The sequence below is a fragment of the Sphingomonas canadensis genome (genome assembly GCF_026013525.1).
In the GTDB taxonomy this organism is placed as follows: Bacteria; Pseudomonadota; Alphaproteobacteria; order Sphingomonadales; family Sphingomonadaceae; genus Sphingomonas; species Sphingomonas canadensis.
This window is the reverse complement of record NZ_JAPDRA010000016.1, coordinates 1-19,023: the sequence shown is the minus strand read 5'-3', so window position 1 is coordinate 19,023 and position 19,023 is coordinate 1. Positions and strand designations below refer to the sequence as shown.

Genomic DNA, 19,023 nt, shown 5'->3' with positions numbered 1-19,023 from the left:
GTACCTCATTGTCCAGGGAAATGATCCGGGCATCGCTCAATCCTCGCCATAGGCGATGCGCGCCTCGGCCTCGGGATCGAACAGGAAGTCGTCGCCGCACGCGACCGCGGCGGAGAGTATCCGGCCGGTCAGCCGCGCGGGCATCGCATAGCGGTCGCTGACCGGGCTGGCGTTGTCGTAGCCCAGCGTGAAGCCGCCCCCCATCGGGCTGACCGGCCACATATCGGCGATGCTGCCGGCGGCCACCACGTCGCCGTCGCACAGCAGCGTCAGTTCGCCCTTGCAGTCGCCGGTCTTGCGGAAATCGAGCGTCAGGGCATGGCGCCCGGCGGGCAGCACGACCTCGCTCTCGATCACCGTGCGGTGGCGTGGGCCGACATATTCATGCACCAGCCGCCCGCCGTCGATGTGGAGCACATAACCGCCCGGCTTGCCGCCCGCCGCGAAGACCGCGCCGCTGGCACGCGGCTCCAGATCGACCTCGATATCGAAGCGATAGGAGCGGTTGCCGACCGAAGGCGCCGAATAGCCGCTGGCATAAAGCCGCCCTTCGCCCAGGTCCCAGCGCCGGCGGGGCGGCAGGTGATAGGTCTTGGCGAGCCGCCCGGCGTAGCGATCGTCGAGCGGGAAGACATGGTTGGCCTCCGCCTCCCGCTCCCACAGCGCCTTCAACTCGGCCAGCTTTTCCGGATGGCGGGCGGCGAGGTCGTCGTTCTCCGAAAAATCGCTGTCGAGCCGGTACAGCTCCCACTGTTCGCTGTCGTAATCCGCGCCGGTCTCGTGATGGACCACGGCCTTCCAGCCGTTCGCCCAGATGCCGCGGTTGCCCATCAGCTCGAAATATTGCGACTGCTTGCGCGTCGGCGCATCGGGCGCGTCGAAGGTGTAGGCGATGCTGGTGCCGGTGATGGGCATCGCGTCGCGCCCGTTGATCGTCGCGGGCGGCGTCACGCCCGCGGCCTCCAGGATCGTGGGCGCCAGATCGCTGCAATGGCAGAACTGCCGGCTGATGCCGCCGCCGTCGCGGATGCGCGCGGGCCAGTGGACGATCAGCGGATCGCGGATGCCGCCGTTATGGGTATGCGTCTTGTACCATTTGTGCGGCGTGTTGCCGGCGTGCGCCCAGCCGCGCGGATAGTTGTTCCAATGCTCCGCGGTGCCCAGCGTCGCGGTGGCGGCCAGCTTCTCCTCCAGCGACTCCTCGGGCCCCTGGAACGCGCGCCGCAGGTTGATCGTGCCGTGCGCGTCGCCGCCGCCCTCCGCGCCATTGTCCGACAGCAGCAGGATCATCGTATCGTCGAGCATCCCGCGCCGCTCGAGCCAGCCGGTCAGGCGGCCGATCTGCGCGTCGGTGTGCGTCAGGAATCCGGCGAACACCTCCTGGTGGCGGATGGCGAGGCGCTTCTCCTCCGGGGTCAGCGTCTCCCAGGGCGGAACGCCCTCGCTGCGCGCGGTCAGCGCCGTGCCTTCGGGGACGATGCCCATCTCGATCTGGCGCTGGAACCAGTGCGCGCGCACCGCGTCCCACCCTTCGTCGAAGGCGCCGCGATAGGCGTCGATATAGCTGTCAGGCGCCTGGTGCGGCGAATGGCACGCGCCGAACGCCAGATAGGCGAAGAAGGGCCGCTCCGGATCGGCGGCGCGGGCCGATCCGATCATGCCGATGGTCTGGTCGACCAGATCCTCGCTCAGGTGATATCCGGGATCGGCCGGCGTATCGATGAAGCGGTTGTCGCACACCAGTTCGGGGTGCCACTGGTCCACCAGCGAATAGAGGAACCCGTAATAGCGTTCGAACCCGCGGCCCAGCGGCCAGTGGCCGAAGGGGCCGGCCGGGCTCATGTCGCGGGCGCGGGTGAGGTGCCATTTGCCGATGGCGAAGGCGCTGTAGCCGGCGGGGACGAGCATCTGGGGCAGCGTCGCCGCGCTCTCGCTCATCTCGCCCAGATAGCCGGGATAGCCGGTACACATGTCGGCGATGATGCCCATGCCCACCGCATGGTGGTTGCACCCGGTCAGCAGCGAGGCGCGGGTGGGGGAGCACATCGCGGTGGTGTGGAAATTGGTGTAGCGGCGCCCGCCGGCGGCCAGCCGGTCGATGTTCGGCGTGGCGATGGTGGAGCCATAGCAGCCGAAATGGGCGAAGCCGACGTCGTCCAGCACGATCATCAGCACGTTGGGCGCGCCCTTCGCGGGGCGGCGGATCGGCTCCAGCCAGGGCTCGGAGCTTTCCCATGTCCTGCCGATCTTGCCCGGCCAATTCCTGCTCATCGTCGTTGTCCTGTTGTGCAGAGGGCAAAGAAAAGGCGCCCCCGCAGCTGCGATCCGCGGGGGCGCCCGTCCGTTCCGGTCAGAACTTCTTGCGGAAGCCGATGCGGAAGGTGCGGCCCAGTAGATCGGCCGTCGTCGCGTCATATCCCTCGGCAAGGAGCGCCATCGGCGGATCCGTGTCGAGCAGGTTGGTGACCGTGAAGCTGAACGTGGTCTCCCAGGGCATTTCGACGTTGAGCGCCACGTCGTGCAGGAACTTGCCCGGGATCTTGTAGCCCAGCGTCGTCGTCGCCTGGCGCTGGTCGATGTAGGTCGAATAGTAACGCCCGGTCCAGCGCAGGTTGAACGGCCCGTTGTTGTAGTTGACGAAGCTGTTGACCTTCCACTTGGGCAGGGCGTGCGCCAGCGTCCCCTGGTTCAGCTTGCCCACCGCATCGAAGCCGGCGACCGACAGGCCGGCGACGGTGAATGCGTCGAACTTGTAGCTGAGGATGACGTTCGCCGTTCCGCCGAACGACAGCGTCCCGCCGAACACGCCGTCCGTCGTGTAGGACCCGCGCAGATCGAGCCCGGAGAAATGGGCCTTGGGCCCGTTGATCCGCAGCAGCTTCACCTTGGCCAGGTTCGCGGCGCTGCACGCGCCGGTGAACTCGAAGTGATCGGCGATGAACTGCGCGTCCAGCGTCGCGCAGTTGTTCGCCCCGCCCGCCCCGTTGGGGAAGAGCGCGTTGACGATCGCGTTCTGCGGCTCGGTGGTCAGGATGTTCTTGATCGAATAGTTGTAATAATCGACGCCCGCGTCGAAGCCCGCATAGTTGACGAGCACGCCGAGGTTGTAGGTCGTCGCCTCTTCCGGCTTCAGGTTCGGGTTGCCCATCGTGTCGAGCGCGGTGGGCTTGCCCAGGATGCCGGGGATCGACGCGACCGGGTTCGGCGCCAGCGCGCTGGGCGGCGGCGCGCGGAAGGTGGTGCTCACCGAACCGCGCAGGCCCAGCCACTCGAAGATCCCGACCTTGGCGCGCGCCTGCGGGTTGAAGGTGCCGCCGCCGCTGTTGCCGAGATCCTCGTAACGGGCGCCGACGGTCAGGTCGGTGCCGTCCACGATCGGCATCACCGCCTCGACGAAGCCCGCGAAGACGTTGGTGGTCGAATCGGTCGGCACCAGCGCCACGGCAAGGCCCAGCGGCGAATAGGGCGTGGGGTTGCAGATGTTGGCGTTGGGGATGTTCAGCACCGAATCGAGGCAGGGCACCTGGGTGCGGTCCGCATATTTCGAATCATGCTCGCGGAACGAAATCTGGCGCCATTGCGCGCCCACCGCCCATTTGAGCGGCCCCGCGCCGAGATCGAACGCGGGCAGCGATCCGTCCAGCCCCGCATTGGCCTCCACGATCTGGCCGGTCAGGTGGCGCCGCTGTTCGAGCATCAGCCAGTCGGCCAGCTCCTTGGTGTTGGCGACGGCGGCGTTGTAGCCCGAATAGCTGGTAACGCCGTTGACCAGCGCGTTGGGCACCGCGTTCGACATCGGGTTCAGCCACAGGCAGCCCGCGCTGCCCGGGGCGGCGGTCTGCCACTGGCAGTTCGGCCCGCCCAGGCCGCGCAGCGCGAGCTGGATCATCGAGCCCGCGGAATCGAAGCCGAGCAGGTCGTGATCGTTGCGGCCATAGGTGAAGTCGGCGTTCCAGTTGATCCCGGAACCCATCTTGCCCTTCAGGCTGGCGCTGACCCGGTATTCGTCCTGATCGCGCGTCTGGTACGCCGGCGTCGCCCCGTCGCCGAAGAACGGATTGCCGCCCACCAGATAGGGGCGCCATTGGCCGACCGGGATGAAGATGCCCGTGGTGCCGGCCGGGAATTGCGACGGGTTCGCCGCGGCATAGGCGGCAAGGCCCGGGTTGGTGATCGGCACGAACCAGTTGTTGTAGAGCAGAGGGCTGGTGCCCGCGAGCGCCGTGGCGGTGTTCATGTTGCTCGGCAGCACGGTGGCCGTGATCGGCTTGGGCTGGTTGAACGACGGCGGATAGTGGACGATCATCCGCGCGTTGGCGTAGTTCGCCTCGATATGGAATTCGGTGCCGGAGCTGAATTCCCAGTTGAACTCGCCATAGATCTGCCAGGTCTTGGCCGGCGCGACGAGATCCTGCCACTTCTGGACATTGTTGACGCAGAAGCCCGCGAACGGCTCGATGCCGCCCAGCGGCTTGCAGCCGACGTCGAGCACGCGCGGGCCGACGGTGGCCAGCGTTCCGCCCGGGCCGGTGTTGCCGACCGGCGTGAACTGCGACGGCATGGAAGAGAAGTTCCAGCCCGCGTTGGGATTGATCGAATAGGGCTGGATCGACCAGTCGCGATCGACCACCTCAAGCTGCGCGCGCTTCTGATAGCCGCCCGAAACCAGCAGGTTCCAGTTGCTGCCGACCTTGCCGAAGGTAGCGTCGGCACGCCAGTCGCCGCCGTTGCCGGCGATCATCGTATAGTCGCCGCCGACCTCCAGCCCTTCGAAATCGCGCTTGGTGATGAAATTGACCACGCCGGTCATCGCGTCCGAGCCATAGATGGTGGACGCGGCGTCCTTCAGGATTTCGACCCGGCCGATCGCCGAAGCCGGAATGTTGCGCGTGTTGACGAAGAACCCGCTCACCAGCGGCAGGCGGTGGCCGTTCATCAGCACCAGGTTGCGATCCGGCCCCAGGCCGCGCAGGTTGATGCTCTCCGAACCCTCATAGCCCTGGCCCTTGCCGGCCTGCGACGAGTTGGAGTTGCCGATCGAGCCTGCCGTCTCCGGCATCGCGCGGACCAGATCGAGCAGCGGGGGCGAGCCCTGCTTGCGGATCTCCTCCTCGTCGATAACGCGCAGCGGCAGCGCCGCCGCCTGGTCCGCGGTCAGCAGCTTGGAGCCGGTGACCACAATCTCCTGTTCCTCGCCCGAATCATCGGGCTTGTCCCCCTGGGCCAGCGCGGGCGCCGACCATCCGGCCAGCGCCATCGCCGCGGCCGATGCCGCCGACGTGAGCATGATCTTTCTACGGAATTTCATGGCAACCCTCCCCGAATTGGTCGGTATTCCGGCGAACCCCATCGGGTTTCTGACCGGGATGCCCGGATTGTCCGTCCCCGTTCATTCGGGGGCCGCCGGTCCGGTGTCGTTGAGCCTAGCGATCACGCCGCGGCCGTCTTCTCGCCCTCCAAACTCACGATAGCCGACTTCGAAATTGACTGGTCGAAAACGCCTGATCGATCGTTTTTCGATTTGCGCACAGTCAGCGCTCCGCCTCCGCGCGGCGGCGGGCCAGCTCGGCCAGCGTCTCGGCGTGGCTCTCCCGCGTGATGCGGTAGCGCAGGATGCACAGGATCGCGCAGCCGTGGAGCAGCGCCATCGCCGGCGCGAACACCAGCGCCAGGTTGCGCACGATCGACGGGTCCAGCGTCTCCGGGTTCGCGCCTTCCGGAAATCCGACGAAGGCCAGCAGCGCGCTGGAGGCGAAGATGCCCACGCCCGAAGTCGTCTTGGCGACGAAGATTCCCGCGGCGGCCATCACCCCTTCGGCGCGGCGGCCGCTGCGCAGCTCGTGATCCTCCACCACATCGGCGCCCATCGATCCCAGCAGGATCGCGACGATGCTGGCGCAGGTGACCGAGATGAGGTGAGTCGTCATCATGATCGGCAGCAGGGCGGGCGATCCGTTCTCTGGAAAGACCCCTGCCAGCCGCAGCGCGATGGGCGTAAGGCCGAAGATGGGGACCAGCAGCTTGCACAGGATCGCCGCGTTGCGCTTGCCCAGATGGTGCGAAAGCGGCGCCGCCAGCCAGATCGCCAGCGCGGAAGAGCCGAACTGCACCATGATGAACAACGAGATCTGGGCGGCCGAGAAGCCCCAGAAATAGGTGTTGAAATAGAGCCCCAGCGCGACGCTGAGCCCATAGGCCATGGCGTTGAACAGCCCCGCGCCCAGCATCGGCAGCAGCGCCGGCGTCACCATCGCCGAGAACATGTCGCGCAGCGCCCTGACGAACGGCGGCTTCTTCGCGGGCGGCTGGCGCAGCCAGGGGATGCGGCTGTGCGTGCCCACGGCCGAGATCAGGATCACCGCGAACATCGTGACCGAGGCAAAGATGCCATAGGTCGCATAGCCGTCCGGATTGAGCTGGGCGACCGGATGTTCCGCCGAAGGCTGGAGGAACACGCGGAAGGTGAGCAGCACCATGATCAGCCCGCCGTACCAGTTGAACGCCGCGCGCCACGCCGCCAGGCTGGTGCGCTCATGATAATCCTGGGTCAGCTCGGCGGCCAGCGCAGCGCTGGGAATCTCGAACATCGCCAGGAAGGTGCGGATGATCATCGCCGTGGCGATCAGATAATAGAACAGCGCCTCGTCCGACCAGCCCAGCGGCGGATGCCAGAGTAACAGATAGCTGATCGCGATCGGCCCGGCCGCCATGTACATGAACGGATGGCGCCGCCCCCAGCGCGACCGCCAGTTGTCGCTCACCTGGCCGATGATCGGGTCCAGGATCGCGTCGGCGACCAGCGCGATCATGATCGCCAGACCCACGGTGGGCGCGGGCAGGCCGACTACCTGATTGTAGAACAGCAGCAGCAGATAGGAGAAGCCGTTGTCCTTCAGCCCCAGCGCCACCGATCCCACGCCATAGGCGAGCTTGGTCGATCGCTTCAGCGGCGGCGGCGGGCCGCGCTCGCCGGGCGGGGCGGGTTTGTGCATCATGTTCATGCCGGCGCTCCCCCAGCGATCACGGTACGGTGCATCAGCCGCAGGTGGCCGTCATAGCCGCCCGTGGCGCAGTGGAGCACCGCGCGATTGTCCCATATCACCAGCATGTCCGGCTCCCATCTGTGGCGGTAGACGAACCGCTCCGAAGTCATGTGCGCGAAGACGAAATCCAGGATCGCGGCCGCCTCTTCGCGCGCGAAGCCCTCGATCCCCACCGTGTAGCCGGGGCTGGCGAACAGCGCGGGCCGGCCCGAAACGGGATGGCGCGGAACCAGCGGGTGCGCGTGGCATCCGTCCGCTTCCGGTCCGGTGACGATGCGCATGCCGGTGCGCCCCTGCTCCTTCGCGAAATAGCCTTCGCTGCCATAGGGGCCGGCGGCCGAATGCACGCCGCGCAGCCCCGCCAGCAGCGCCTGGAAGCCTGGGCTCAGGGCCTCGAACGCGCGCCGCGTGTCGCAGAACAGCGTGTCGCCGCCCTGGGGCGGGACCACCTTGGCGTGGAGCAGCGTCGCGGCCGGCGGCTCGGGCAGGAAGCTCCAGTCCGAATGCCAGCCGCCGCCGAACACCACGGCGCGCTCGTCTGGATCGCGGCGCACCTCGACGATGCCGGGATGCCCGGGCAGCGCGTGGACGAAGGGGTTGGGGCCGAACGGGCCGATCGCCAGGCTGAACGCCTCCAGCGCCGCATGCGTCAGCGGCTGGTCCGCAAACCACAGCACGCCATGTTCCGCCAGCGCGGCGCGGATATCCTCCGCCACGCCGCGCGGCAGCGGGCGCGAGAGATCGATGCCGCGCACCGCGGCGCCGAAACCGCCCGCGCGCGCGCCGATCTCCAGGGGAAATGAAAGCACCGCCGGTATCCTCCCGATCCGCGGTTGTCCTCCATCGGCCCGCGTTCCCGGCGGTGGTGCCGCAAGCGCGCGCGGCTGTCGCGGCGCCCTTGCCCCGCGGCTAATCGCCTTCGAACGCGATTGATCGCAATTGCCGCCGATGGAGCGCCCGGCATCGCGCCGTGCGATGCTCCGCCGCTCGCATTTCAAATGCGATCAGCCCGGGCCGCACACGATTAGCCCGAATCGCGCCAGCCGTAGCGGGCCGCGCCGCGCCCGGCGCAGGAGGGCGCAAGGAACGGCGCACAGCGGCGCCGCTCCCTCTGCAATGCGGGCGCTGGAGAGGATTGCGCATGAAGAATTTCCCGAAGATCACTGCCGTCGAGACGCTCGCCGCGGGCGCCGGATGGCGGAACTATCACTTCCTCAAGATATCGACCGACGCCGGCATCACCGGCTGGAGCGAGTTCGACGAGGATTTCGGCAACCCCGGCATCTCGGCGGTGATCGCCACGCTGGCGCCGCGGCTGATCGGCCAGCCGGTGGGCGATCACGAGCGGCTGTACAACATCCTGCTGATGGCGCTGAAGCCCGCCACCGTGGGCATCAGCGCACAGGCGCTGGGCGCGATCGAGAACGCGCTGCTCGACGCCAAGGCCAAGGCGCTGGAGGTGCCGTGCCACCAGTTGCTGGGCGGCGCGGTGCGCGACAAGGTGCGCGTCTACTGGTCGCACTGCGGCACCTGGCGGATCAGCCGCAAGCCCTGGTACGAGCCGCAGATCGATCATGTGGACGGCGTGAAGGCGCTGGCCCGCGAGGTGCGCGACCGCGGATTCCCGGCGCTCAAGACCAATGTCTACACCTATGCGCCCGATGGCGCGCCGGTGGGATGGGCGCCGGGCTTCGGCCTGCCGTTCGATCCGGGGCTGAACGTGGGGCACAAGCTGATCGACGGGCTGCGCGAGCATCTGGGCGTGCTGCGCGACGCGGCGGGGCCGGACGTCGGCATCCTGCTGGACCTGAACTTCAACGCCAAGCCCGAGGGCTATATCAAGATCATCCGCGCGCTGGCGGATATCGACCTGTTCTGGGTCGAGCTGGACCTGCTGAACGCCGACGCGCTGGCCGACATCCGCCGCGCCGCCAACATGCCGGTTGCGTCGTGCGAGACGCTGACGCGGCCGGGATCGTTCGTGCCCTTCCTGGCGAAGCAGGCGGTGGACGTGGCGATCATCGACCTGTTGTGGAACGGCGCCTGGCAATCGGCGAAGGTCGCCGCGATGGCCGACGCGCACGACATCAACGTCGCCCCGCACAATTTCTACGGCCATCTCGCGACGATGATGAACCTCCATTTCGCCGCGGCGACGCCCAACCTGCGCATCATGGAGACCGATATCGACCGGCTGGCGTGGGACTCCGAGCTGTTCACGCACGAGCCGGAGATCGTGGACGGGCACATGATCGTCCCCGATCGCCCAGGCTGGGGCACCGAGCCGGACGAGGCCGCGCTGAAGCGTTATCCGCCGAACACGCTGCCCAACACGCTGGGCCTGGTGACCTTCGGCCGCAACGCGGACTGACCGGCGCGCCCTGCCGGTCGCAATCGCTCCCCCGGGAACAGCGTTTCCGGGGGAGTTTTTTCGTGGCCGGGATTATTCGGCGTCGCCGCCCGCTTCGGCCTCGGGCTCCTCCAGCGGGGTCACGCCCGCGGCCTTCAGCGCGCGGCGGCGGTAGCTGGTGGGGGTCAGGCCGGTGTCGGCCTTGAACGCGCGGTTGAACGGCGCGAGCGACTGAAAGCCCGAATCGAGCGCGATCGTGGAGATCGGCACCTCGCGCTGCTCGGGGTCCTCAAGCGCCTGCTTGGCCTCGTCGAGCCGCCAATAGGCGACATAGGCGCTGAAGTTGCGATAGCCCAGGTCGCCGTTCAGCAGCTTGCGCAGCCGGTGCTCGGTCACGCCCAGCCGCATCGCCAGCGCCGAGATGCGCAGATTCTCGATCCGGTAGAGCCGCTCGACGCGCATCAGCCGCTCCAGCTCGGCGACCAGCGCGGCCTCCGCCTCGGGCAGCGCCGCCGCGCCGCGCTGCGGATCGGCGGGGGAGGGGCCGGTCACCGGGCGGCGCGGCACCGTCTTGAACAGCCCCGGCGTCGTCCGGCCGAAGATCCACACGCTGATCCCGCTGATCAGCACCAGCGCCAGCGCCGCGAACAGCGAAGGCTGGCGCGGCGAGAAGGTGAACAGCTCCACCGTCTGCACCAGCGCCACCGCCACGCCATAGGCGACGTTGAGCAGGAACAGCGGCGCCACCGCCAGCCGCCGCTGCTCGACCAGGTCTCCGTTCCAGGATTTGAGCACCGTCGCGGTGATGTGCGCGAACAGGCCGACGTTGATGAAATTGTTGATCAGCCACAGCACGCGCGCCGATTCCGGCGGCAGCAGCCGCGCGGTGAGGCCGATCGCCAGCACCAGCGCCGGCACCGCCAGCTTGGAACGATTGAAGCTGCGCGTGTCGCCGAAGAATTCGGTCACGAAGATCCACGAAAGCGGCGCCGCCGCGATCGAGGGGATGTCCACCAGCAGATACCATCCGCCCAGCATCGCCATCGCCGGCGGAAACTGCGCGATCACATGGGCGGACCGGCAGAAATGGAACAGCGCCCCCATCATCGGCGTCGTCGAACGATCGACGCGCGCGATGATCAGTGCGGTGGCCAGGAAACCGCCGCATGCGATTCCGCGCACCATGGCCTCGATGAGCATGGGATCGGTCGACATTGATGCACCCTATTTCCGCGCAATATCTACTGCAACATGCTTAGCCGCGCGGAGGGCCATCGATCAGGTCGCGTGTCGCATGGGCCACATCGGTGCAGCCGCTCAGGATCATCGCCGCGGTCAGCTCGGCGCGGATGGAGCCCAGCATGCGCGCCACCATCGCCTCGCCCCCGGCCGCCAGCGCCCAGGCCCAGGCGCGGCCCAGGAACACCGCGCGCGCGCCCATCGCCAGCGCGCGCAGCACGTCCAGCCCGTTGCGCACCCCGCTGTCGAGGAAGATCTCCAGCCCGCCCGCCGCATCGGCCACGCGCGGCAGCGCCGCGATGGACGAGGACACGCCGTCGAGCTGGCGCCCGCCGTGGTTGGAAACCACGATTCCGTCGACGCCCGCCTTCGCCGCCGATCGCGCGTCTTCCGGGTCCAGGATGCCCTTCAGCACCAGCGGCCCGTCCCAGTTCTCGCGGACGAAATCCAGGTCCTTCCAGCTCACGGTGCGATCCATGTTGCCGCCGACCCAGACCAGCGCGTCGTTGATACTCGCGTCCTCCGGCAGCGCGGCGGCCAGGTTGCCGGGCAGCAGCGGCCGGCCGCGGCAGAACACGTCCCAGCTCCAGCGCGGGCGCAGCATCCCCTGCCGCATCCGCTCGGCCCAGGCCATGCCGCCGTTGTTCGCGACGATGCCGCCGTTGCGATAGTCGCGATAGCGCCCGCCGGTCGCGGCCATGTCCACGGTGAACAGCAGCACCGGGCTGCCCGCCGTCCGCGCGCGCGCCAGCAGCTCGCGCATATAGCCGCGATCCTTGAGCATATAGAGCTGGAACCACGGCGGCGCGGCGGCGGCCGAAACCTCCTCCACGCTGCAGATGCCGATGGTGGAAAGGCACATCGGGACGCCCGCCACCTTCGCCGCGCGCGCCGCCTGGACCTCGCCGCGCCGCGCGAACAGGCCGGCGACGCCCACAGGCGCAAGGCCGACGGGCATCGACATGCACTGCCCGAAGACGCTGATCGCGGTGTTGACCGCGCTGGTATCCACCAGCACCCGCTGGCGCAGCTTCACCGCGGCCAGATCGTCCGAATTGCTGCGCAGCGTGGTTTCGTTGAACGATCCGCCGTCGACATATTCGAAGAACATCCGGGGCAGCCGCCGCCGCGCCAGTTCGCGGTAATCGTCGAACGATGCGGGGTTCATCGCGCGTCCTCCGGAACGGCCACGCCCTGCAGCGGCAGCCCCGCGAGGAAGCGGCCCAGGTTCGCCGCAAAGGTGGCGTCGTTGTTGCTCGTGGCGCCCGCCGACGCCCAGCTATCGTGCGGTGTCATCGTCACCGCCGGATGCGTCCAGAAGGGCGATCCGGACGGCAGCGGCTCCTGCACGAACACGTCGAGCACGGCATGGCCCGGCTGTCCGCGCGCCAGCCCGTCCAGCAGCGCGCCCTCATCCACCAGCGCGCCGCGGCCGACGTTCACCAGCGTCGCGCCGGGCTTCATCGCGGCGAAGAACGCGGCGTCCGCCATCCCGCGCGTGGCGGCGTTTAGCGCGATCGACAGTATCACCACATCGGCGGCGGGCAGCTCCGCATGCAGCGCGCCCAGCGGCACGATCCGCCCGGCCAGCGCGTCCGTGCCCGCCGTTCGCGCCACGCCGGTCACCTGCGCGCCGAAGGCGGCGGCCCGCCGCGCGACCTCGCGCCCCACCGCGCCGAACCCGATGATCAGCCAGCGGCTGCCCGCCAGCTCGCGGAACGGGGTGGGCTGCCACTTGCCCCCGGCGCGCAGGCGCCGGCGTTCCGGCCCGCGCTGCCAATGGTCGAGCACGCCCGCCATCACCTGATCCGCCATGCCCGGCGCGAAGCCATGACTGGTCGTGACCGCGATTCCCCGCCGCAGGAACGGGGCGTAGACCGCCGCGTCCACCCCCGCCGTGCCCGCCTGGAGCCAGCGCAGGCTCGGCGAATTGTGCGCACAATCCAGGAATGCTGCGGCCGCCGGGCTGTACCACACGTCCGGCCCATACCATGCCCCTGCGGGCCGCGGATCGCGTACCGCCGCGCCGCCCGTGGCGCGGGTGACGGTTCCGGCATCGTCCATCAGCAGCAGCGCGTCGCGCCACGGCGCCAGCTCGCGTTCGAGCCGCGCATGCGCAGCCTGCATGATCAGCACATCGCCGGGTTCGCCACCGCTCATTCCCCCGTGCCGTAGCCCACGATCGCCTTGACTTCGAGGAAGTCGTGAAAGGCGAACACGCCCTTTTCGCGGCCGTTGCCGCTCTGGCGGTATCCGCCGAAGGGGGCGTCGATGTCCCAGGCGCCGTTGATCAGCACCTCGCCCGCGCGCAGCATCCGCGCCAGGCTGCGCGCCAGCGCCACGTCCTCGCCGCTCACCGCGGCGGACAGGCCATAGGGGGAATCATTGGCGATCGCGATCGCATCGCCCGGCGAATCATAGCCGATGATGCACAGCACCGGGCCGAAGATCTCCTCGCGCGCGATCGTCATGCCGTTGCGCACATCGGCGAACACGGTGGGGCGGACATAGAAGCCGCGGTCCAGCCCGTCGGGCCTGCCCGGGCCGCCCGCGACCAGCGTGGCGCCTTCCTCCAGCCCGATGCGGATCAGCGCCTGGATCTTCGCCCATTGCGCGCCTGACACCACCGGGCCCATGCGCGAATTGCCGCGCGGATCGCCCACGCTCACCCGCTCCGCCGCGGCGCGGGCGGCCTCGGCGGCCTCCGCCATGCGGTGCGCGGGGACGAGCAGCCGCGTGGGCGCGTTGCACGACTGGCCGGAATTGGCCATCACCCGGTCGACGCATCCCGCCACGCTGTCCGCCAGCCGCGCGTCGTCCAGCGCGATCAGCGCGCTCTTGCCGCCCAGTTCCTGGCACACGCGCTTGACCGAGGGCGCCGCCGCCTGGGCCACCGCCACGCCCGCGCCAGTCGATCCGGTGAACGAGATGAGGTCGATGTCCGGATGCGCCGCCATCGGCGCGCCTACGCCCGGCCCGTCGCCATGCACCAGGTTGAACACCCCGGCGGGCACGCCCGCCGCGTCGACGATTTCGGCGAAGATCTGCGCGTCGAATGGCGCCGCCTCGGACGGCTTGAGCACCATGGTGCAACCGGTCGCGATCGCGGGCGCGACCTTGCAGCCGATCTGGTGCAGCGGCCAGTTCCATGGCGTGATCATGCCCGCCACGCCGATCGGCTCGCGCACGATGCGCGTGGCGCCCATCGCCTCCTCGAACGCGAAGCCGGCCAGCGCGCGCGCGGCGGCGCGCAGATGGCCGGAGCCCAGCGGCACCTGCGCGTTCGCGGCGAGCGAGGCGGGCGCCCCCATCTCCTCGGTCAGCGCGGCGGCCAGTTCCCCGGCGCGCGCGTCATAGGCGTCGGCCAGCCGCTCCAGCAGCGCGATCCGCTCCTCGCGGCTCGTCTGCGCGAAGGCGGGGAAGGCGGCCCGCGCGGCCGCGACGGCGCGGTCGACATCCTCCGCGCATCCCGCCGCGATGCTGCCGCATGGCTGTTCGGTCGCCGGATCGATCACCTCGATCCGGCCGGTTCCGGCAGGCTCGACCCAGCGGCCGCCGATGTAGAAACGGTCGATGCTGCGCAATTCCGCCTCCCGCTCAGCGATTGTCTTCAAGGACGAAGGCGGCGCCGCGCTCGCCGATCATCGTCGCGGCGGCGTTGGTGTTGCCCGAAACGACGATCGGCATGATCGATGCGTCGATCACGCGAAGGCCCTCGATCCCATGCACGCGCAGCCGCGGATCGACCACGCTGGTCTTCGGGTCCGGCCCCATCGTGCAACTGCTGGTGGGGTGATAGGTGGTGCGCCCGGTCTGCCGCGCCCAATTCTCCAGCACCGCGTCGGTCAGCTCGGTCTCCGCGGGCCACAGCCGTTCGGTGACGATGTCGGCGAAGGGCTTGGCGCGGCTGATGCGGTCGGCGATCTTCAGGCTCTCGACGAAGACGCGCACGTCCTCATCGGTCGCCATATAGTTGCGGTGGATGATCGGCGCGTCGCCCGGCGTCGCGGAGCGGATGCGGATATGGCCGCGGCTGGTCGGCCGGCACGGGCTGACGTTGATCGTGAAGCCGCTGAACTGGTGCGGCCACACCTTGTTCCCCACCCCGGCCTGGAAGCTGAGCGGGATGAAGTAGAGCTGGGTGTCCGGCCGCGTCTCCTCCGGCCGGGTGCGCACGAAGGCGCCGCCCTGGTTGATGCCGAAACTGAGCGGGCCGGTGTGCGTCAGCACATATTGCGCCCCCGCCAGCAGGATCGACGGCCAGTTGTTCAGCCGGTCGTTCAGCGAAGGCTTGCTGGTGCGGAAGATCAGGCCGGTGAACACATGGTCCTGAAGGTTCTCGCCCACCATCGGCGAATCCGCCACCACATCGATGCCGTGATAGGCCAGCAGCGGCCCCGGCCCGACGCCGGAAAGCTGGAGCAGCAGCGGCGAATTGATCGCGCCGCCGGATACGATCACCTCGCGCCGCGCCCGCACGGTCACCTCGCGGCTGCCCTGGCGATAGACGGCGCCGGTCGCGCGCTTGCCCTCGAAGGTCAGCCGCTGGACGGTCGCGTTCTTGCGCACCACCAGGTTGGGCCGCTTCATCGCGGGTTCCAGGAAGGCGTTGGCGGCATGGGTGCGGCGGCCCTTGCGGAAGCTGAACTGGTAATAGCCCACGCCTTCCTGCCGCTCGCCGTTGAAATCCGGATTGCTCGGATAGCCCAGGCTCTCCGCCGCCTGCAGCGCCAGGCGGGTGAGCGGATGCGCGCGATCGTCGATGCTGGAGATCTTCCACGGCCCGTCCGCGCCGCGCCAGGCGTCGCCGCCCTTGTCGTTGTCCTCGGACATCTTGAAATAGGGCAGCACGTCGTCATAGCCCCAGCCGGGGCAGCCCATGGCCTTCCAGTCGTCGAAATCCTCGCGCTGGCCGCGGATATAGACCATGCCGTTGATCGAACTCGATCCGCCCAGCACCTTGCCGCGCGGCCAGTAATCGGTGCGGCCGCCCATGTTCTGGTCGGGCTCGGTCTCGTAGCACCAGTTCACCTTGGGATCGTAGAAGACGTGGCCCAGCCCGGCCGGCATGTCGATCATGAAGCGGCGGTGGTCGCCGCCGGCCTCCAGCAGCAGCACGCGGAAGCGGCCGTCCGCGGTCAGCCGGTTGGCCAGCACGCAGCCCGCCGATCCCGCGCCGATGATGATGAAGTCGAACGTCTCGTTTGCGTCTTCGCGCATGTCCCCACCCCGATAGGCGGAGAGTCCGCTCGCAACACCGCCGCCGCGCCGCATGCCCGGCTGCCCGTCGCCTTTCCGGCCTCTCCTGTCCCGGGCAGCTTTGGCGTGCCGCCGCGCCCCGCCGCAAGCCGATCGCGGCGGCCGGGGGGAGGGCGACTAATCGGGTTCGAACACGACTGATCGAATCCGTCGCGCGCGGCGGGGCTCAGCGGGGATGCGTGGTGCAGGGGCACCGGTCGGGACCGGCGGCCGCGTTCCGCCGGGCGCGGGCAAGCATGCCGGTTGCGCGGTCATGCACGGCCGGCCCGCCGAGCATCCCGTGGTGCGTGCGGAAATCTTATCGGATGTGGGAGGGTGGTGCCCAGGGGCGGAATCGAACCACCGACACTGCGATTTTCAGTCGCATGCTCTACCAACTGAGCTACCTGGGCATACCAGCGGACGCCGGAAGCGGGCTCTTAGTCGTCGTGCAGGCGCCTGTCCACCCCAGATTCGATATCGGGGTCCACCGGCTCGCCGGGCAGGCGATAGCCGTCGCCCAGCCATTGCAGCAGGTCGCGATCCTTGCAGCCGCGGCTGCAAAAAGGGGTGAATTCCGCCACCGGCGGCTTGCCGCAGATCGGGCAGCTTCCTCGCTTCGCCATCATCCTTCCACCAGTTGCGGCGCCCTGCCCATGCGCTGCGCCAGCGCCGCCGTCCAGCCCGGCTCGGCCGCGATCCGGCGCAGCAGCCGCGCGGGAACGATATGGGTATCGGGCAGCGGCGGGGGAAGCCGTTCGATCCGGCGCAGCTCGGCGCGTGCCTCCGCCCCGGCGCGATCGGCGCTCAGCAGCTCGGGCAGCGCGGCGCGGGTGCGCCGCCGCACGATCTGGAGGAAGCCGAAGCCGTTGACCGCGGTACGCTCGAACGGCTGGGGCAGCGCCGCGTCGATCGCGTCGGCCACCGCCTGGCGCGCGGCCTTGCCGCCCAGCGTGGGGAAGTCGATCCCGATTGATCCGCCGATGCCGTGGCGCTCGATCGCCTGCGCGGCGGCGGTGGCGGCGGCGATCGCCAGCGGCTCGGGCGGCAGCGATCCATCGACGTCGAACAGCGTCATCGCGGGCGTCACCGCCATGCGCAGCACGCCGCCGGGGAAGGGGATCTCGCCGGTCAGCGCCTCCTCCAGCACCTCGGACCAGCCGGCCGCCTCCAGCAGGTCGGGCTCATGCGCGCGGCAGGTGCGCACGGGGATGCCGCCGGCCGCGATCCGTGCGTACAGGTCCGGCCCCCCGGCGGGCGGATCGGCGGTGACGGCGGCGCGGGCCAGCTTGGCGCGGCCGGGCTCGGGAATCGCCTCGCGGGTGATCCGCACCGTGATCGCCGCGCCTTCGGCCGTGCCCGGGGGAACGCGATCGAGCAGCGCGGCACCGCCGGGCCATTCGACCCGGCCCTCCGCGCGCAGCCGCCCCTGGACGATGGTGCCCGCGCGCAGCCCCGGCAGCTCGATCCGCGCCTTCAGGATGCGGCCGTCCGCGACCAGCGCCGCGCGCGCCTCACCGATGCCGGCCTCGTACAGCCACTCAGCCAAGCGGATAGCCGGCGCCCAGCAACAGCGCCCGCGTCTCGTATACCGGCAGCCCGACCACGCCCGAATGGCTGCCCGAAAGATAGCGGACGAAGCATTCGGCGCGGCCCTGGATGGCATAGCCGCCCGCCTTGCCCATCCCTTCGCCGCTGGCGACATACCAGTCGATCTCGTCCGCGGTCAGCCGCTTGAAGGCGACGATCGTGTCGGTGACGCGGTGGCGCACCTTGCCGTCGATTCCGGCAACGCACACGGCGGAGAAGCAATGGTGGCGCCGCCCGGAAAGCAGCGCGAGCATGCGGCGCAGGTCCGCCTCGTCCTCCGGCTTGCCCAGGATGCGGCGCCCTGCGGCGACGGTGGTGTCGCCCGCCAGCACGATCTCGTCCGCCGCGCGCGGCACCGCCGCCGCCTTGCCCAGCGCGATCCGCAGCACATAGGCGCGGGGCAGCTCGCCGGGCAGCGGCGTTTCATCGATGTCGGGGCTGGCGATGCGATCGGGCACGGCGCCGATGCGGCCGAGCAGCTCGCGCCGGCGCGGCGAGCTGGAGGCGAGGACGAGCTTCATGGCTGGCTTGCTATCCTGTCCGCGCCGTCCGCCCCGCGGGCGCGGCGCGCGCACCCCGGCCGCGCCGGGGCGACGCCGGGGGCGTCACTTGAAGCGATAGGTGATCCGGCCCTTGGTCAGGTCATAGGGCGTCAGCTCGACGAGCACTTCGTCGCCCACCAGCACGCGGATGCGGTTCTTGCGCATCTTGCCGGCGGTATGGCCCAGGATCTCATGATCATTCTCGAGCCGGACGCGGAACATCGCGTTGGGGAGAAGCTCCACAACCTGTCCGCGCATTTCAAGCAGTTCTTCTTTGGCCAAAAATCAACCTCTCGGGTGGGCGGGGAACGGCGCAGCCCTTTACTCCGCTGCGGGGCAAAAGGGAAGCGGGTGAGAAGGGCTGCCATCGCACCGCCCGGAACGGCAGAGCCGCGCCCGGCCGAATGGCCCGGCGCGGCTCCCCTGACGCCCTTGTAGTGGGGGGGGGAGGGCGTCAGCCGCCCGCGCGGTCGGCGGTCAGCCGCTCGTTCGCGATGCGGGAGAGAAGCTCGGTCATCTTCAGCATCGCGCGATCGGTGAGGCGGACGAACACGCGGCGCGAATCCTCCTGACATTGCTCGCGCACCACCAGCCCGCGCTTGGTGAGCATCTTGATATAGCGCAGCGCCGTGGTGGCGGGCACGCCCGATGCGAGGGTGGCGCGATTGATGCCCACGCGCTCGCCCTCTCCGGCGGCGGCGTAGAGTTCCAGCATCAGGTCCCACACCGGATCCTGGAACAGGTCCGCGCCCAGCGCCTCGTCGCGCCGCCGGCGTTCGTTGAACAGGTGGCGGGCGAAGCGGTGCAGGTCAGTGCCGCGGATCGCGCGGAGACTGTCCGCCGTTTCCGCGCCCTTGCCCTGCTGCAGCCGGGTGAGCACGCCCAGCACCGCCTCGATCGCGGCCGGGTTCTGCGAAGAGGACAGGCGCCTTGCGCGCCTGGCCCTAGGCTGTATCGACATTCAGAGGATTCCCAAAGGTAGGGATGTCTGATTCATGGGTTTCTGCAGTTGCGGAGGCAC

General features: G+C 69.3%; 15 protein-coding genes and 1 tRNA gene. 1 reads left to right on the top strand and 15 read right to left on the bottom strand.

Annotation, left to right across the window (positions count from 1 at the left end; genetic code table 11):
* Window positions 1–36 precede the first annotated feature (36 nt).
* The 4 genes from OM513_RS20080 to OM513_RS20065 all read right to left on the bottom strand — a co-directional run bounded on the left by OM513_RS20080 (window position 37) and on the right by OM513_RS20065 (window position 7,852).
* Window positions 37–2,271 (bottom strand): arylsulfatase, encoded by a 2,235-nt coding sequence (locus tag OM513_RS20080; protein ID WP_264946565.1) that lies wholly within the window; start codon window positions 2,269–2,271, stop codon window positions 37–39.
* 79 nt (window positions 2,272–2,350) lie between these two features.
* On the bottom strand, window positions 2,351–5,308 hold the full coding sequence (locus OM513_RS20075) for a TonB-dependent receptor plug domain-containing protein (RefSeq protein WP_264946564.1): 2,958 nt from the start codon (window positions 5,306–5,308) through the stop codon (window positions 2,351–2,353).
* A 223-nt stretch (window positions 5,309–5,531) separates the two neighbouring features.
* Window positions 5,532–7,001, bottom strand: a complete 1,470-nt coding sequence (locus OM513_RS20070) for an MFS transporter (protein WP_264946563.1) — start codon at window positions 6,999–7,001, stop codon at window positions 5,532–5,534.
* Window positions 6,998–7,852 carry a TauD/TfdA dioxygenase family protein gene (locus OM513_RS20065; RefSeq protein ID WP_264946562.1) on the bottom strand — a complete coding sequence of 285 codons (855 nt, stop codon included), beginning with the start codon at window positions 7,850–7,852 and terminating at the stop codon, window positions 6,998–7,000. The genes OM513_RS20070 and OM513_RS20065 overlap by 4 nt, the downstream gene beginning before the upstream one ends.
* A 332-nt stretch (window positions 7,853–8,184) precedes the next feature.
* Here OM513_RS20065 and OM513_RS20060 point away from each other — a divergent pair, with 332 nt between their 5' ends.
* Window positions 8,185–9,414, top strand: a complete 1,230-nt coding sequence (locus tag OM513_RS20060) for a mandelate racemase/muconate lactonizing enzyme family protein (protein WP_264946561.1) — start codon at window positions 8,185–8,187, stop codon at window positions 9,412–9,414.
* Between the two features lie 72 nt (window positions 9,415–9,486).
* Here the strand turns inward: OM513_RS20060 and OM513_RS20055 are convergent, their stop codons facing one another.
* The 11 genes from OM513_RS20055 to OM513_RS20005 form a co-directional block, all read right to left on the bottom strand.
* Entirely contained in the window at window positions 9,487–10,608 is a 1,122-nt protein-coding gene (locus OM513_RS20055; protein ID WP_264946560.1) for a helix-turn-helix domain-containing protein, read from the bottom strand.
* Window positions 10,609–10,648: 40 nt separating this feature from the next.
* The gene (locus OM513_RS20050) at window positions 10,649–11,800 is read right to left on the bottom strand and encodes an L-lactate dehydrogenase (RefSeq protein ID WP_264946559.1); all 1,152 of its coding nucleotides are present in this window, start codon (window positions 11,798–11,800) and stop codon (window positions 10,649–10,651) included.
* A complete protein-coding gene (locus OM513_RS20045; protein WP_264946558.1) occupies window positions 11,797–12,792 on the bottom strand; it encodes an NAD(P)-dependent oxidoreductase in 996 nt (331 codons plus the stop codon). Before OM513_RS20045 ends, OM513_RS20050 begins: the two co-directional genes overlap by 4 nt.
* The gene (locus OM513_RS20040; RefSeq protein ID WP_264946557.1) at window positions 12,789–14,216 is read right to left on the bottom strand and encodes an aldehyde dehydrogenase family protein; all 1,428 of its coding nucleotides are present in this window, start codon (window positions 14,214–14,216) and stop codon (window positions 12,789–12,791) included. Before OM513_RS20040 ends, OM513_RS20045 begins: the two co-directional genes overlap by 4 nt.
* 13 nt (window positions 14,217–14,229) lie before the next feature.
* Window positions 14,230–15,852, bottom strand: coding sequence for a GMC family oxidoreductase (locus OM513_RS20035; RefSeq protein WP_264946556.1), 1,623 nt, complete (start codon window positions 15,850–15,852; stop codon window positions 14,230–14,232).
* A 355-nt stretch (window positions 15,853–16,207) separates the two neighbouring features.
* A tRNA-Phe gene (locus OM513_RS20030) sits at window positions 16,208–16,283 on the bottom strand.
* A 27-nt stretch (window positions 16,284–16,310) separates the two neighbouring features.
* Complete coding sequence (locus OM513_RS20025) at window positions 16,311–16,496, bottom strand: DNA gyrase inhibitor YacG (protein WP_264946555.1); 186 nt, start codon at window positions 16,494–16,496, stop codon at window positions 16,311–16,313.
* The gene (locus OM513_RS20020) at window positions 16,496–17,419 is read right to left on the bottom strand and encodes a ribonuclease (RefSeq protein WP_264946554.1); all 924 of its coding nucleotides are present in this window, start codon (window positions 17,417–17,419) and stop codon (window positions 16,496–16,498) included. The genes OM513_RS20025 and OM513_RS20020 overlap by 1 nt, the downstream gene beginning before the upstream one ends.
* Complete coding sequence (locus OM513_RS20015) at window positions 17,412–17,981, bottom strand: Maf family protein (RefSeq protein WP_264946553.1); 570 nt, start codon at window positions 17,979–17,981, stop codon at window positions 17,412–17,414. Before OM513_RS20015 ends, OM513_RS20020 begins: the two co-directional genes overlap by 8 nt.
* Window positions 17,982–18,065: 84 nt before the next feature.
* Entirely contained in the window at window positions 18,066–18,284 is a 219-nt protein-coding gene (infA, locus tag OM513_RS20010; RefSeq protein ID WP_003049127.1) for a translation initiation factor IF-1, read from the bottom strand.
* A gap of 172 nt (window positions 18,285–18,456) precedes the next feature.
* A complete protein-coding gene (locus OM513_RS20005) occupies window positions 18,457–18,963 on the bottom strand; it encodes a winged helix DNA-binding protein (RefSeq protein ID WP_264946552.1) in 507 nt (168 codons plus the stop codon).
* Window positions 18,964–19,023 lie beyond the last annotated feature (60 nt).